Here is a 14,035-nt window from a genome sequence, read left to right as displayed (position 1 = left end):
GGCCGCCACCGGCCACCGATGAACAGTTCCGCCGGCGCCGCGGCCAGCGCCGCCGCGCGATCGATCTCGGCCATCCTCGCTCCTCACGCATCGGCAACCCCAGCAAGCCGGTCCCGCACTCTTGCCCCGGATCTTGTATCCACTGTATACAGTTGCCATGGCTGCTGACCACACCCTGCGTTCCGGCTCCCGGCGGAACCCGAATGACATCGCCGCGGAACTGCGCACCGCGATCGTCGACGGGGTCTTCCCGCCGGGGCACCGGCTGGTGCACGAAGAACTCGCCGACCGGTTCGGGGTGAGCCGGATCCCGCTGCGCGAGGCGGTCCGGACACTGGTCGGCGAAGGGCTGGTGCAGAGTCGGCCGGGACGCGGCACCTTCGTCACCGAACTCGACCTGGCCGAGATCGACGAGATCTACGACCTCCGCAAGCTGGTGGAACCCAGCTTCGCCGAGCACGTCGTGCAGCGCTGCTCCCGCGCGGACATCACCCGGCTGCGCGAGATGACCGAGCAGCTGGACCACGTCGACCGGCTTGGCAGCGAGGGCTGGTCCCGGGTGAACTTCGCCTTCCACCTGGACATGTACCGACTGGCCGGGCTGCCGATGCGCTACGAGGTGATTTCCCGGCTGTACCACCAGTTGGAGCCGTACTCCCGCTTCTACGTGCACAGCACGCACGCGTTGGAGCGGGTGCAGGCCGAGCACAAGGCGATGGTCACCGCGCTCGCCGACGGCGACACCGCGGAACTCGAGCGGCAGATCCACGACCACATCGACGGTGGTCAGCAGGGCCTGCGCAGTGCGTGGCAGCGCCGGGCCGAACACCCCGAAACCGTTCTGGAGCAACGCCGATGAGCAATGCCTTCGCCCGCCCCGCCGACCGGCTCGCCGCGATCAAACCCTCGCCGATCAGGGCGATCTTCGATCGCGCCGCGCAGCTGGAGGCGGAGGGCCGCAAGATCTACCACTTCGAGATCGGCCGACCGGACTTCGACAGCCCGTCGGTTGCCAAGCAGGCGACGATCGCCGCGCTCGAAGCCGGGAAGGTGCACTACGCGCCGAACGCGGGCACGGCCGATCTCCGGGCCGCGATCTCCGAGTACCTGGCGGACAAGCGCGCCGTCCGCTACTGCCCGGACGGGGAGATCATCGCCACGGTGGGCGCCAACGAGGCGGTTTTCCTCGCCATGATGGCGTTCTGCGGCCCGGGCGACGAGGTGGTGATCCCGGTGCCCGCCTGGGCGCACTACCAATCCTGCGTCCGGCTGGCCGGTGCCGAACCGGTCGAGGTCCCGCTGAACGCCGCCGACGGGCACCGGCTCGACCACGCGGCGCTGGCGGCTGCGATCACCGAACGCACCCGGATGGTCGTGCTGTGCACGCCGAACAATCCGACCGGGACGGTGGCCAGCAAGTCCGATGTGGACGCGGTGGCCGAGCTACTGCGCGGCACCGACGCGTTGCTGCTGTCCGACGAGATCTACGCCGACCTCACCTACGACACCGACCACGTGTCCCCGGCAGCGCTGGACGAGCTGCACCCGCGGACGCTGTCCGTCGGCGGGTTCGCCAAGGCGTTCGCGATGGACGGTTGGCGACTCGGCTGGCTGGCCGGACCCGCAGAACTCATCGCACCGGCGCTTCGGGTGCGGCAGTACACCACGGTCTGCTCCACCACCTTCACCCAGGACGGCGGGGCCGCGGCGCTGCGCTCGGCGCGGGAGGATTCCGAGTCGATGCGCCGGTCCTTCGAGCAGCGGCGCAACGCGGCGCTGGACATCCTGCGCGGCACCGAGCGGGTTCGGGTGGCGTCCCCGGACGGCGCGTTCTACCTCTACCTCAGCTACGACCCGGCGACCGCGGAACCGGCCGAGGAACTCGCGCTGCGGCTGCTGGAGGAACACGGGGTCGCGGTGGTGCCGGGAACCGCGTTCGACCCGGCGGGCGGCACGCATTCGCTGCGGATCTCCTACGCCTGCCCGTTGCCCGACCTCACCGAAGGACTGCGCCGGATCCGCACCGCACTGGGCCGGTGACATTCACGCGATCAACACAGAAGGCAGGTTCATGAGTACGACGACCCAACAGCGGCACGCCGACGTGGTCGACGCCGTGCTCGGGATGGCCCCGGACGCCGTGGCCTACGTGCCGAGCAACAGCATCGCCGGGATCATCAACGGCCTCACCGAACACGCAGCGTCCGGCACCCGGATCTTCCCGGTATCCCGGGAAGAGGAAGCCGTCGGCATCATCGGGGCACTCCCGCTGGCCGGGAAGTTCGGCGCGATCGTCATGCAGGACAACGGTTTCGGCAACGCGCTCACCGCGCTCACCACCTTCGCCGGCTCCTACCACCTGCCGCTGCTGATCCTGGCCAACACCCGGGGTGGTCTCGGTGAGTACAACTCGATGATCCACTCGATCTCCGCGCCGGTGCCGGACATGCTCAAGTCCGCCAACATCCCGGTCTTCCAACTGGACCGGCGCAATCCCCCACGGGACTGGCGAGCCACGGTCACCGAGGCCGGGAAGCACGCTCGGATGACCTACCGGCCGGTCGTGGTGCTGATGGAGTTCTTCGACTTCGACGACGAAGAGAGCCGCGCATGAAACGCATCGAAGCCCTCCGGGTGATCACCGAGCGCACCCCCGACCTCCCGGTGACCGCCACCTGCGCGGCCACCAGCAGGGAACTCGCCGCGGTCGCCGACCGGGACAACCACCTGTACCTGCTGGACGCGATGGGGCTCACCGTCTCCGTGGGCACCGGAGTCGCGCTGGCCGCCTCGGATGCCGGGGTGCGCAGCGTGGTCGTCGACGGGGACGGCTCGCTGCTGATGAACCTCGGTTCGGCAGCCACCGCCGGTTACCTGCAGCAGCCCAACCTGGTGATCGTACTGCTGGACAACGGGGTTTACGCGTCCACCGCCGGAATCCCCACCCAGGCAACGGAGTTGGACCTCGGCGCGATCGCCGAATCGGTCGGCCTGCGCACGCTGCGCGCCACCGACGCCGAGGAGCTCGATGCCACGCTGGGTCGGACGTTGACCGAACCCGGCCCGTGGTTCGTGCACGCGCGCATCGAAGCAGGCAACGAGCCGGGCACCCCGCTGCTGCTGCTCGACCCGGTGGTGCACGCCGACCGGTTCCGCCGCTGGCTGACCGAACGAATCGCGGCATGACCGGAATCGCCATCAACACCGACGTGGGGGAAGGTTTCGGCGCCTGGCGCATCGCCGACGACGAGGCGCTGCTGGACCTGGTCACCGCGGCCAATGTGGCCTGCGGCTTACACGCGGGCGACCCGGACATCCTGCGCCGCACCTGCGAGCACGCGGTGCGGCGCGGGGTGGCCATCGGCGCCCAGGTCTCCTACCGCGACCTGGCCGGATTCGGCCGCCGCTTCCTGGACGTGCCGACGGACAGCCTGGTCAACGACCTGATCTACCAGATGGGGGCGTTGCAGGCGTTCGCCCGGCTCGCCGGTGGCCGGATCGGCTACGTCAAGGCGCACGGCGCGCTCTACAACGCCGCCGCCCGGCACGAGCCGCACGCGGCGGCGATCGTGCGAGCCGTCGCGTCCTTCGACGACTCGCTGCCACTGCTGTGCCAGCCGGGAACCGAAACCTGGCGGCAAGCCGGCGCAGCCGGGCTACGCACGCTGGCCGAAGGGTTCATCGACCGCGGCTACACGGCTGAGGGCCTACTGGTGCCGCGCGATCAACCGGGCGCGCTGATCACTGACCCCGCCGAAGCCGCGCAACGCGCGGTGCGAATGGCCATCGCGGGCAAGGTGACGGCCGTGACCGGCGAAGACGTCGAACTCTCCCCCACCGCGCTCTGCGTGCACAGCGACACCGCGGGAGCCGTCGAACTCGCCTCGGCCGTCGCAAATGCGTTGCGCGCCAACGACATTCCGATGATTCCGATCCGCTGAGGACTTCGGACGCGCCATTTCGCGCGCCCCTCCGGCGGGTGGTCGCGCAGCCCGTCCAGCTCAGCGCTGTTCGCCGCGAGACGCGGATTCCCGTTGCACACCGGAAAGACCGTTACGACCGGCCGATGCCCGACCACTTGTGAGGTTCGCATGCGCCAGTGCCCTCCCGAGTCCAACGGCCCGCGCCTGCTGCGGGCCGGTGACCGCGGTTGGCTGGTCGAACTCCCCCCGGGGCGGTCGGCGGCATTGGCCGCGTCTGTTCGGCAGCAGCCATGGGCCGGGCAGGTCGCCGAAGTGGTTCCCGCTTCCCGAACAGTGCTGGTCACCGCCATGCACCCGAACATGACCAACGCGCTGGGCACCGCATTGGCCGGAATGCTGCGGGATTCCGCCCAACACCCGACGCCGACCTGGCAGCCGCGCACCATCCGGATCCCGGTGCGCTACGACGGCCCGGATCTCGAAGACGTGGCCGAGGCGGTGGGTTTGCGGCCGGACGAAGTCGCCGAGCGGCACTGCTCGGTGCGGCACGTGGTCGGATTCTTCGGCTTCGCGCCGGGTTTCGCCTACATCGACGGGTTGCCCGAGGTACTGGCGCTGCCCCGGCGGAGCAGCCCGCGAACCCGGATCGAGGCCGGATACGTGGCGATCGCGGGAAACCAGAGCGTCGTCTACCCGGGAGGCACCCCCGGCGGCTGGCACCTGATCGGCCGGACCGAACAGCGGATGTGGGACCCGCAGGGCGATCCGCCGAACCGGTTGGAAGTCGGCGATCACGTTGTTTTCCAGGCGGTTTCACCATGTTGACCGCTACGCCGTCCACTTTGGAAGTGGTGGACCCCGGACCGCTGAGCACGGTGCAGGACCTCGGCCGGACCGGTTACGCACACCTCGGGGTCAGCCCGTCCGGGGCGGCCGATCCGGAAAGCCTCCGGCTGGCCAACAGGCTCGTCGGCAACCCGGCCGGAACCCCGGCGTTGGAATGCACCCTCGGCGGGCTGAGCTTGCGGTTCACCGCCGCCCGCTGGGTCGCGCTCGCCGGCGCACCCGCATCGGCGCTGGTGGACGAGCGCCCGGTGGTCGACCCGCGGCGGTTCCGAGTTCCGGCCGGGCAGGTGCTGCACCTGGGCCGTCCGAGCATCGGGCTGCGCAGCTACCTCGCCGTCGGCGGCGGGTTCCTGGTGCGGCGGGTGCTCGGCGGCGCCGGACACGACGTGCTCGCCGGGCACGGCCCCGCACCGCTGCGGCCGGGCGACGAATTGGCGATCGGTCCGGACCGGCCACAACCGGCCGCGCCGATCGAACTCGCCAACAGCCGCTGCCCGAGCGGAATCGCGACCCTCAGATTCGGTTGGGGCCCGCGGCACGAACTGTTCGACGCGGCCGATCGGGAACGGTTCACCACCACCCGGTGGCGGATCTCCACCGAATCCAACCGGATCGGCGTTCGGCTTCTCGGCGAACCGCTGCGAATCGGCGAGGTCCGATTGGCCAGCGAGGGAATGGTGCCCGGCGCGATCCAGGTGCCACCTTCCGGGGAGCCGATCGCGTTCCTCGCCGACCACCCGGTGACCGGCGGATACCCGGTGATCGGCGTGCTCACCGAACCCGACATCGGACTACTCGCCCAAGCACCACCGGGAACCGCGATCCGGTTCCGATCAATTCCCGGAACGGACGCACCGGCGCCCGTCCCGCACCGCTGACCGAACGGCGGACGAAAACCGAAAACACCGATCGCCGCCGTCGGCGATCAGCACCAGCACACCCGAAAAGCGTTGGAGTGCACCATGTCCAGCTCCACCGAAGTGCGCGGACCAGCGACCGAGCGGTCCACTCGGAAAGCGGCGATCGCGGCCCTGACCGGAACCACGATCGAATACTACGAATTCGGCGTCTACGGCTATCTCGCGGTCACCATCAGCCCGCTGTTCTTCCCGAGCAACGAACCCACCGCGGGACTGCTGTCCACCCTGGCGGTGTTCGGCAGCTCGTTCCTGGTGCGCCCGCTCGGCGGGGTGCTGCTCGGCTGGCTCGGCGACCGCATCGGCCGCAAGGCCGTGCTGCTGCTCACCGTGATCGGGATGGGCAGCGCAACGGCGTTGACCGGCCTGCTGCCCACGCACGGCTCGATCGGTCTGCTGGCCCCGCTGGCCCTGCTGATCGTCCGGCTGTTGCAGGGGTTCTTCGCCGGTGGCGAAGTCACCGGCGCCGCCGCGTACGTCGCGGAATCGGCGCCGACCGGCAGGCGCGGCTTCTACGGCGGGTTCACGCCGATGGGCGTCGCGCTCGGCGGCGCGCTGGCCGCCACGGTCGCGGGCGTGGTTTCCACGGTGCTGACCGCCGAGCAGATGTCGGCCTGGGGCTGGCGAATCCCGTTCCTGTGCTCGATTCCGCTGATCGTGGTTTCGCTCGTGATGCGGAAGAAGCTGGAGGACACCCACGAATTCGAAACGGCCAGGCAGCGACGCGAACTGGTCAAGGCGCCGCTCGGCGAGGTGCTGACCCGGCACTTCGGCGCAGTGGCCAAGGTCGTCGGCCTGTCGTTCGGGCAGAACGCCGGGTACTGGGTCGGTTTGGTGTTCATGAACATCTACCTGACCAAGAACCTCGGCTACGACCAGACCGCGGTGTTCTGGATCATCATGGTGGTCAACCTCGTGATGGGCGTGCTGATGCCGCTGTGGGGCGGCCTGTCCGACCGCAAGGGGCGCAAGTTCGTGCTCACCACGGGATTCATCGGATACATGGTGCTAGTGCTGCCGATGATGTTGCTGATGAACAACGACGACATCTGGTTGGCGCTGCTCGCGATGGTCATCGCGGCGATTCCGTTCCCGATCGTGCAGTCGGTGGGCTACCCGACCTACGCGGAGCAGTTCCCCACGCGGGTGCGCTACACCGGGCTGTCGTTGAGCTTCAACATCGGCACCATCCTCGGCGGCGGCATCATGCCGTACGCGGCGACCTGGTTGATCTCGGCCAGCGGCAGCCTGCTCGCGCCCGGCTGGCTGCTCATCGGTGCCTGCGTGATCGCCTTGCTGTCCCTGCTCGCCGTCCGGGAGACCTCGCGATCGGAGCTGGCCCGATGAGCGCCCCCGCGAATCCCGCACAACTGCGCCGGATGATCGCCGAAGGCAGCTGGACCGGCCCGACCGCGGGCGTGCTCGACGGCTACCAGCAGGCGAACCTGGCCGTGGTACCGCGCGACCTGGCCTACGAATTCCTGCTGTTCTGCACCCGGAACCCGAAACCCTGCCCGGTGCTCGCGGTGACCGACCCGGGCGACCCGATCGTCCGGATCGGCAGCACCCGGGCGGATCTGCGGAACTCGCTGCCGCGCTACCGGGTTTGGCTGGGCGGACGCCTGGTGGCCGAACCCACCGAGATCGGCGAGTTCTGGCGCGCGGACTCGGTCGGCTTCCTGCTGGGATGCAGTCACACCTGGGAAGGTCCACTGCGCCAGGCAGGCATCCCGGTGCCGCGCGCCGCTGAATCGGCTGCTCCCCCGGTCTACCGCACCGATCGCCCGACCGAACCGGCCGGCCGGTTGGCCGGTCCGCTGGTGGTGAGCATGCGAGCGGTTCCCGGACACCACGTCGCGCGGGTCGTGGAGATCACTTCCCGGTACCCGACGGGCCACGGCGCCCCGGTGCACATCGGCGACCCAGCAGGGCTGGGCATCGCCAGCCTCGACGAACCGGACTTCGGCCCAGCCCCGGTGGTCGGCCCCGGCTCGGTGCCGGTGTTCTGGGCCTGCGGCGTCACCCCGCAACTGGTGTTGCCGGACGCCGGGGCCGAATACGTGATCACGCACCGGGCCGGGCACATGTTCGTCTTCGATCACCACGTCGATGCGCCCCCGTGACCGGTACGGCGCTTTCGACGCAGGCTCGATCGAAGTGCTCGGTCAGACGATGCCGATCACGGTCATCCGCGAGTGGCTGATCTCAACGGTCTCCATTGCTACTCGCCACCGTCCTTGGTTGGCATGACGTAGCCGCTGATGAATCCTACGAGTCCAAAAGCGACGCCGGCGGTGATGCTCGGTGTGAGCAGGTGGTCGGCGGCCCACGTGACCCAGTCGGGCTGCATGAACACGACACCGGCGAGCTGGGTGCCGACCAGGACCGCGGCCATGGTGAGGAAAACCAGCAGGGTAACGATGAACGCGGCACGGCAGATGACCTGCGAGCGTTGCAGAGCGGCGGTCATGGGGTTCCTTTCCGGTCGGGGGTGGCTCAGGACAGGACGGGCAGAACGCCCCAGGCGATCAGGCAGCCGATGAGCGTGATCGGCACCATGTAGTAGGTGACCAGCGGCAGAAAGGTCTTCTCCGGTTTCGCTCCGGTGAGGCCTGCGGCGACGAAGATCGAGCCGGAGGCGGGAGGGGACGCACCCTCGGTCGAGGCGAACACGAGGATCGCCGTGACGGCCAGCACGGGGTCGACGCCGACGGAGACGAGCGCGAGCAGCGAGACCTGACCGACCGCGGTGAGGGTCGCCGTCGACGACAGCGGACCCGCGACGACCGCCACCAGGACACCGACCAGCACCGCCATCACGTACTTGTTCAACTGGAAGTCGGTCAGGAGGGCGTCGATGTCCGCGGCCAGCCCGAGTCCACTGAGCACCTCACTGGCGGCGACGGCGAAGTACAGCAGCGCCCCGATGCTGGCGAACCGCGGCATGGCGTCGGTGATCCACGTCGCCCAGTTCCGCGCGCCGCGCGGAAGGGTGCGCCGGCCGACGATCAGCGCAAGCGCGGTGACCAGGAGGGGAATCCAGGTGAGGATGGAGATGTCCTCGATGGACTCTCCGAGCGGCGTCGAGTTGGTCAGCAGATTCGCCAGCGGACCGACGGTGACCAAGATGGGAACGAGTGCGCCGAGCACGATGATCAGCGCGGTTCCACCGTCCCTGAGCGCGCGGCGGAGCGGCTGGAGGTCTTCGTCGGGTGCGCGCTGGATGCCGTCCCGGCGCACGAAGTAGGCGACGAGCAGAAAACGCCAGACGAGCTGATAGAGGCCCGCGCACAGCAGGGCTAGGTAGATCTGGCCGGTGGTGACCATCGAGCCGGCGAAGCCGATCATGATGACCATGGAGGCGCTCGGCGGAAGCGCGGCCCCGAGGCCACCGTTGCCGGCCATGACGGTGGCGCTGCGCTCCGGACTCCACCCGGTGCGCACCATCCAAGGTCCGGTGAAAGCTCCGGTCGCAGCGGTGTTGCCGGAGTTCGACCCGGACAGTGCGCCCATGACGGCCGAGCCTGCGGTGTCGACGAGCGCCGGGCCTCCGCGCACCCTGCCGATGAGCGAGTTCAGGATGGCCAGCAGCTTGTGGATGAGACCGGTGCGGTCGACGACGTAGGCCATGAACACGAACGCCAACGCTGCGTAGAGCACTTCCTCGTTGAGCGCGTCGCGCAGGCCGCCGAGCAGCGCCTCGGGGGCGCCGGTTCCGGCGAACGCTGCGGTGGTGAGCAGGCCGAACAGCATGGCCTCGCCCATGTTCCGTTTGAAGACGACGTTCCAGACGATGATGACGACGATGAATGCGCCGAGCGCGATGAGTCCGGCGGGCACGGGAAGTCCCCTCTGCGACGGTGAAGTGGGGTCGGCGGGCGACGGTCAGGAAGCGCGGTCGGCGAGGATCCGCTGGTATCGAGCGGATTCGTCGGCTACGACGGCACGGGAGTCGGCGAGTACGCGTTCGGCGTCGGCGAGCGGGACGACGGCGACGCCATCGTCGTCCGCCACCACGATGTCGCCGTGGTGGACGACGACTCCGCCGAGCGAGATGTCGGTTCCGATCCGGTATGGACCGGACTTGTAGGGGCCGGCGGGCGAAACACCCACGGCCCACACGGGGAACCCGGCCTCCTGCAACGCGGCGGCGTCCCGCACCGCGCCATCGATGATCATGCCCCGGATGCCGCGGTTGATCGCTCGGTGCGCGATCAGTTCACCGATCAGTGCACGGGAGGAGTGGCCGCCCCCGTCGACGACGAGGATGTCGCCGCGACGGGCGCGGGTGAGCGCTTCATGGATGCCCTTGTTGTCACCCGGACGGCAGAGCACCGTCACGACTCGACCGGCGAGGCGCGGGCCGGGCCAGACCGACCGGACCCGGGGATCGACCATGCCCAGGCGGTCGCGGGCGTCGCCGATCGCCGCCGTCGGAAGCTCGGCGAAAGCGGTGATCAATGCCTCGAGGTCCTGCGCAGGCCCCCTGCTCAACGCGCTGTGCCGGCTGGCCACTCCGGTCGTGACGAAGGGCGAGACCCCCAACGAAGCCAGTAGGTCGACGGCGGCCTCGGATTCGTGGGCGCGTCGCAGGGCGTGTTTGCGGGTCCCTTGGTCGAGCCGGTCGAGTGCCTGCTCGCCGCCGGTGAGCGCGGCCGAGATCTGCGCCCGGACCCACTCGGTCTCGTCCGCTGCCACGCCGGCGTCCATCGCCTCGGTGATCACCGCGCCCAGGCCCTTCATGAACACGGTCCGGAGGATTTTGCGCCGGGACGCAGCGCCGGGCCGCACTCCGACCACCTCGACGTCGGCGCCGAGTGCCCGAAATGATGCGGCGGCTCTTTCGCCAGCGGGACCCGACACCACGAGCGCCGTCCCGGCACCGAACTGCGGCACGGACCCGATCACCGCGACGTCGGCGAAGCGGTCGCCTGCGTCCCCGAGCGCCGCGGCAACGTCCTGCTTGCATTCCGGAGCCGCCGCGTTGAGGTCGGCGTAGACCGCGCTGGGCTCCAGATGCCCGGCGACGTCGCCGGCAACCGTGACCGCGTGCGCGGCAGTGACCAGGCTCAGCACCACGTCCGCGTGGCGCACGGCGTCCGCGCCGCTGGGCATCCGGGAGACGCCGTCAGGCGTCGGCACGTCACTGGGGTCGTACCCGTTGACGCTGGCGCCGATGGCGGCGAACGCCGTCGCGTAGATGGTTCCGGCTTCGCCGAGGCCCAGCACTGCGATCCTCATCGATCCAACCTCTTTATCATAGAATGATATTTACACTCAATGAGTGAGATTGTTGGTCATGAGATGAACGGCAGTCAATACATCGCAGCACGAAGCGAGGAAAGTTCTCATACAGTGATAGGCTCGGTGGCGATGACTGCCCCGAAACAGAGCCCCATGCGCTCGGTACATCGTGCGTTCGAGGTGCTGTCAGTCCTCGAGCTCGCCCAGCAGCCGCTGCGGCTGACCGACATCGCACAACGCGCCGGACTCCATGTCGCTACCACACAACGCCTCGTCAGCGTCCTCGCTGAGCACGGCTACGCCAGCAGGCATGCCAACGGCTACACCGCAGGGCCTGCCGCGCTGTCCACCGCGCACGCGTTCGCCACGACGAGCCCGTTGCGGCTGGTGGCACGCCCCGTGCTGGAAGAACTCGCTACCGCGACCGGGCTCACCGCTTCGCTCTACGTCCGGGTTCAGGACAGCCGCGTGCTCATTGACCGCGTTGAAGGCGGACGACGGCCGCTCTATTCGCTGCCCATCGGGGAACGACTTGCGCTCTACCCGGGAGCGGCGGGCAAAGTGTTCCTCGCCTGCGAGCACGACGCCGAACTCGAGCACGTAGCGGCCGAACTGCCATCGGTCACACTGGCTGATGGCACCGTCCTCGACGAAGCCACGATCCGCGCCGACCTCGAGCACATCCGCGCCCGCGGCTTCGCGATCTCGGTCGACGAACGGCAATTCGACACCACTTCGGTCGCCGCGCTCATCACCGACTCCACCGGCCAGCTGCTCGGCGCGATCGGCATCAGCGGCGCAAGCAGTGAACTCCGCGACGTGGAGTCGAGCACGCTGCCCGCCGATGTCCGCCGCGCCGCGCAAGCCATCGGCACTCGTGTGCCTGCCATCGGCTGACGACGCCGCTGCGGCTCCATCAGGTCCGGCGCTCAGGTCCAGTCGTCCACATCGGACGCCACCCCCGCCCGCTCGGCCACGGCGCGCAACTGCTCGGCCAACGTGTCCGGGATCGGAATTCCGGATCCGTTGCGTTCGTCGCGGGTGGCGGCCTCCGCATCACCCGCGACAAGCACGGGAGCGGACGGGTCGAGTGGCGGAGTCTCGTGCAACAGATCGATCGCGTCGTCCAGGTCGTCCTCGAACATGCCTTGCGGGCGGAAGAACTCAGGATCGAGCGCGAGGAAGAAGTGCCCGATGTTGTGGGGGTCCTCGGGTTCGCGCAGAGCAGGAAAAGCTCCACCGCAGAGGGTCGCTCCGAGAATGTGCGCCATCATGGCGAGGCCGTAGCCCTTGTGGCTCGACATCTCCGGTGTTCCGCCCAGCGGTGTGAGCCCGCCGAGATCGTCCTCCCGAAGGATGCGCAACGCCTTCCCCGCGTCGTCGACCGGCGTGCCGTCAGCGTCCGTGACCCAGCCGGTCGGCAACGGCGCCCGGTGGTAGTCGTAGACCTTGACCTTGTTCACCGCGGCCGTGCTCGTGGCGATATCCAGCATGAAGTTGGGATTCCGGCGCGCAGAAGCGGCGAAAGCGAGCGGGTTGGTCGCAAGCCTGGGTGCGGCCGAGCCGGTCGGCGCCACGGACGGAAGGCTCGCCGAGCTGGTGACCAGCCCGACCAGGCCTTCGGCGGCTGCCATCTCGGCATAGTGGCCGGCAGCACCGAAATGATGGGAGTTCACGACCGACGCCACACCGACCGCGTTGGTGCGAGCTTTCTCGATGGCCTTGCGCATCGCGAACACGCTCGCGGGGTGTCCGATCCCGCCCCCTGCGTCGACCAGCGCCACCGACGCGTTCTCCCGCGTCACCGTGGGCCGCGCACGGAGGTCGAGGCGCCCGGATTCCCGGAGCTTCTCGTACGTCATCAACATGGACACGCCGTGGGAATCGGTTCCGGCCAGATCAGTTGCTGTCATGACGTTGGCCGTGGTCTCGGCCAAATCGGCGTCCATACCCCACGCGGTGAGCACGTCGGTGATGAGCCGATGAATCCGATCAGCAGAAATGCGCATTGGATGTCTCCTTGAGATGCCTCCGGCGGGGTCGACGCTGTCCGGCTTCGGTTGCCGCGCGAGCAGTACGTGCGAGATCGTCTTCGCCCGAACGCTCGAAGACGTCGGCCGCCAGGTGGGATCCGATCTGCAGGCTCGAGGTGGCTGCGGGTGACGGTCGGTGGGTTGGTTCCGCGCATGAGTGAACCGCATCGACGAGATCGACGTGCCACGTGACCGAGAACCGACTTCAGCCCGGGGCGACGACCTGGTGCTCGGTTGTCCGGAGGATCAGTCGAAGCGGGTCAGGTACTGGTCGACGGCCGCTTCGGCCGCGCCGAGCAGTCCGCCGCGCTCACCCAGCTCTGCCGGGCACAGCTGCAGCGGTACGCCCGGGCCGCGGAATTCGGCCAGCGCGGTGTCGAGGTCCGCGCGGGCGTGCTGCAACAGCGGGGAGAGCAGACCACCGAGGATGATGCGCTCCGGGTTGAAGATGTTGGCCAGGCTGGCCAGCCCCTTGGCGACCGGGGTGCACAGCGCGCGCAACGCCTCGCTGGCGTCGGTGTCGGTGGCGGCGCGGGCGAGCAAGTCGTTCAGCGCCGCGTGCCGATTCGCCGGGGCGTGCACGCCGGCGTGGCGCAGCAGTGCATCGGCGCCGATTTCGGTCTCCCAGCAGCCGCGCCCGCCGCAGCGGCACCGCCGCCCACCGGGGTCGGTGATCATGTGCCCAATCTCGCCCGCGTAGCCGGTGTGCCCGGTGAGCACCCGGTCGCTGGTGATGATGCCGCCGCCGACACCGACTTCGGCGGAGACGTAGACGAGTTCGCCGCAGTAGCGGCCGGCGCCGCGGCGCTGCTCGGCCAACGCAGCTAGCCGGGCTTCGTTGCCGACGATGATCGGCAGCCGCAGCTCCGTGGATCGGCGCAATTCCGCGCTGAGGTCCAGGTCGCGCCATGCCAGGTTCGGCGCGTGCGTGACCTGGCCGTCGGCACCGCGTACGAGGCCGGCCACGGCGATGCCGAGCGCGAGCGGCTCGCCGTCGCCTCGGCGCGCGCGGTCAACGATCAGCTCGGTGATCTGGGCGAGGCTGCGCCCCGGCGCACCGGGTTCCGACTCG

Annotated in this window: 15 protein-coding genes; 10 read left to right on the top strand and 5 right to left on the bottom strand. The window is 69.2% G+C overall.

The genetic code is table 11. From position 1 onward, the window contains the following. Positions 1–157: 157 nt before the first annotated feature. The 9 genes from IJH84_RS26645 to IJH84_RS26605 all read left to right on the top strand — a co-directional run bounded on the left by IJH84_RS26645 (position 158) and on the right by IJH84_RS26605 (position 7,809). Positions 158–859 carry a GntR family transcriptional regulator gene (locus tag IJH84_RS26645; RefSeq protein ID WP_295150365.1) on the top strand — a complete coding sequence of 234 codons (702 nt, stop codon included), beginning with the start codon at positions 158–160 and terminating at the stop codon, positions 857–859. Further along, positions 856–2,040 carry a pyridoxal phosphate-dependent aminotransferase gene (locus IJH84_RS26640; RefSeq protein WP_295150362.1) on the top strand — a complete coding sequence of 395 codons (1,185 nt, stop codon included), beginning with the start codon at positions 856–858 and terminating at the stop codon, positions 2,038–2,040. The genes IJH84_RS26645 and IJH84_RS26640 overlap by 4 nt, the downstream gene beginning before the upstream one ends. A 31-nt stretch (positions 2,041–2,071) precedes the next feature. Continuing rightward, a complete protein-coding gene (locus tag IJH84_RS26635) occupies positions 2,072–2,614 on the top strand; it encodes a thiamine pyrophosphate-binding protein (RefSeq protein WP_295150359.1) in 543 nt (180 codons plus the stop codon). Continuing rightward, positions 2,611–3,186 carry a thiamine pyrophosphate-dependent enzyme gene (locus tag IJH84_RS26630; protein WP_295150357.1) on the top strand — a complete coding sequence of 192 codons (576 nt, stop codon included), beginning with the start codon at positions 2,611–2,613 and terminating at the stop codon, positions 3,184–3,186. Before IJH84_RS26635 ends, IJH84_RS26630 begins: the two co-directional genes overlap by 4 nt. Further along, the gene (locus tag IJH84_RS26625) at positions 3,183–3,941 is read left to right on the top strand and encodes a LamB/YcsF family protein (RefSeq protein ID WP_295150355.1); all 759 of its coding nucleotides are present in this window, start codon (positions 3,183–3,185) and stop codon (positions 3,939–3,941) included. Before IJH84_RS26630 ends, IJH84_RS26625 begins: the two co-directional genes overlap by 4 nt. 150 nt (positions 3,942–4,091) lie before the next feature. Next, the gene (locus IJH84_RS26620; protein WP_295150353.1) at positions 4,092–4,748 is read left to right on the top strand and encodes an allophanate hydrolase subunit 1; all 657 of its coding nucleotides are present in this window, start codon (positions 4,092–4,094) and stop codon (positions 4,746–4,748) included. Then, positions 4,742–5,647 carry a biotin-dependent carboxyltransferase family protein gene (locus tag IJH84_RS26615; RefSeq protein ID WP_295150350.1) on the top strand — a complete coding sequence of 302 codons (906 nt, stop codon included), beginning with the start codon at positions 4,742–4,744 and terminating at the stop codon, positions 5,645–5,647. Before IJH84_RS26620 ends, IJH84_RS26615 begins: the two co-directional genes overlap by 7 nt. A gap of 84 nt (positions 5,648–5,731) precedes the next feature. Beyond that, positions 5,732–7,033, top strand: a complete 1,302-nt coding sequence (locus tag IJH84_RS26610; RefSeq protein WP_295150347.1) for an MFS transporter — start codon at positions 5,732–5,734, stop codon at positions 7,031–7,033. Then, positions 7,030–7,809 (top strand): DUF1445 domain-containing protein, encoded by a 780-nt coding sequence (locus tag IJH84_RS26605; RefSeq protein WP_295150344.1) that lies wholly within the window; start codon positions 7,030–7,032, stop codon positions 7,807–7,809. Before IJH84_RS26610 ends, IJH84_RS26605 begins: the two co-directional genes overlap by 4 nt. A gap of 98 nt (positions 7,810–7,907) precedes the next feature. On the opposite strand, the gene IJH84_RS26600 is transcribed toward IJH84_RS26605, so the two are convergent. From IJH84_RS26600 to IJH84_RS26590, 3 genes are read right to left on the bottom strand one after another with little or no spacing between them, the layout of a single operon-like run. Next, positions 7,908–8,156, bottom strand: coding sequence for a hypothetical protein (locus tag IJH84_RS26600; protein WP_200072007.1), 249 nt, complete (start codon positions 8,154–8,156; stop codon positions 7,908–7,910). A gap of 26 nt (positions 8,157–8,182) precedes the next feature. Further along, complete coding sequence (locus tag IJH84_RS26595; RefSeq protein ID WP_295150338.1) at positions 8,183–9,526, bottom strand: TRAP transporter large permease subunit; 1,344 nt, start codon at positions 9,524–9,526, stop codon at positions 8,183–8,185. 45 nt (positions 9,527–9,571) lie between these two features. Continuing rightward, positions 9,572–10,927 (bottom strand): NAD(P)-binding domain-containing protein, encoded by a 1,356-nt coding sequence (locus tag IJH84_RS26590; RefSeq protein WP_295150335.1) that lies wholly within the window; start codon positions 10,925–10,927, stop codon positions 9,572–9,574. Positions 10,928–10,966: 39 nt separating this feature from the next. On the opposite strand from IJH84_RS26590, the gene IJH84_RS26585 reads away from it, so the two are divergent. Further along, positions 10,967–11,827, top strand: a complete 861-nt coding sequence (locus IJH84_RS26585; protein ID WP_200072004.1) for an IclR family transcriptional regulator — start codon at positions 10,967–10,969, stop codon at positions 11,825–11,827. Positions 11,828–11,859: 32 nt separating this feature from the next. Here the strand turns inward: IJH84_RS26585 and IJH84_RS26580 are convergent, their stop codons facing one another. Beyond that, a complete protein-coding gene (locus IJH84_RS26580; protein ID WP_295150370.1) occupies positions 11,860–12,939 on the bottom strand; it encodes an Ldh family oxidoreductase in 1,080 nt (359 codons plus the stop codon). Positions 12,940–13,209: 270 nt separating this feature from the next. After that, a partial coding sequence (locus tag IJH84_RS26575; RefSeq protein ID WP_295150332.1) for an ROK family protein occupies positions 13,210–14,035 on the bottom strand: 826 nt, incomplete at its 5' end.

This window comes from Saccharopolyspora sp. (assembly GCF_017434145.1).
In the GTDB taxonomy this organism is placed as follows: Bacteria; Actinomycetota; Actinomycetes; order Mycobacteriales; family Pseudonocardiaceae; genus Saccharopolyspora_C; species Saccharopolyspora_C galaxeae.
The sequence above is the reverse complement of the archived record's forward strand: the minus strand, read 5'-3'. Positions and strand labels throughout refer to the sequence as shown.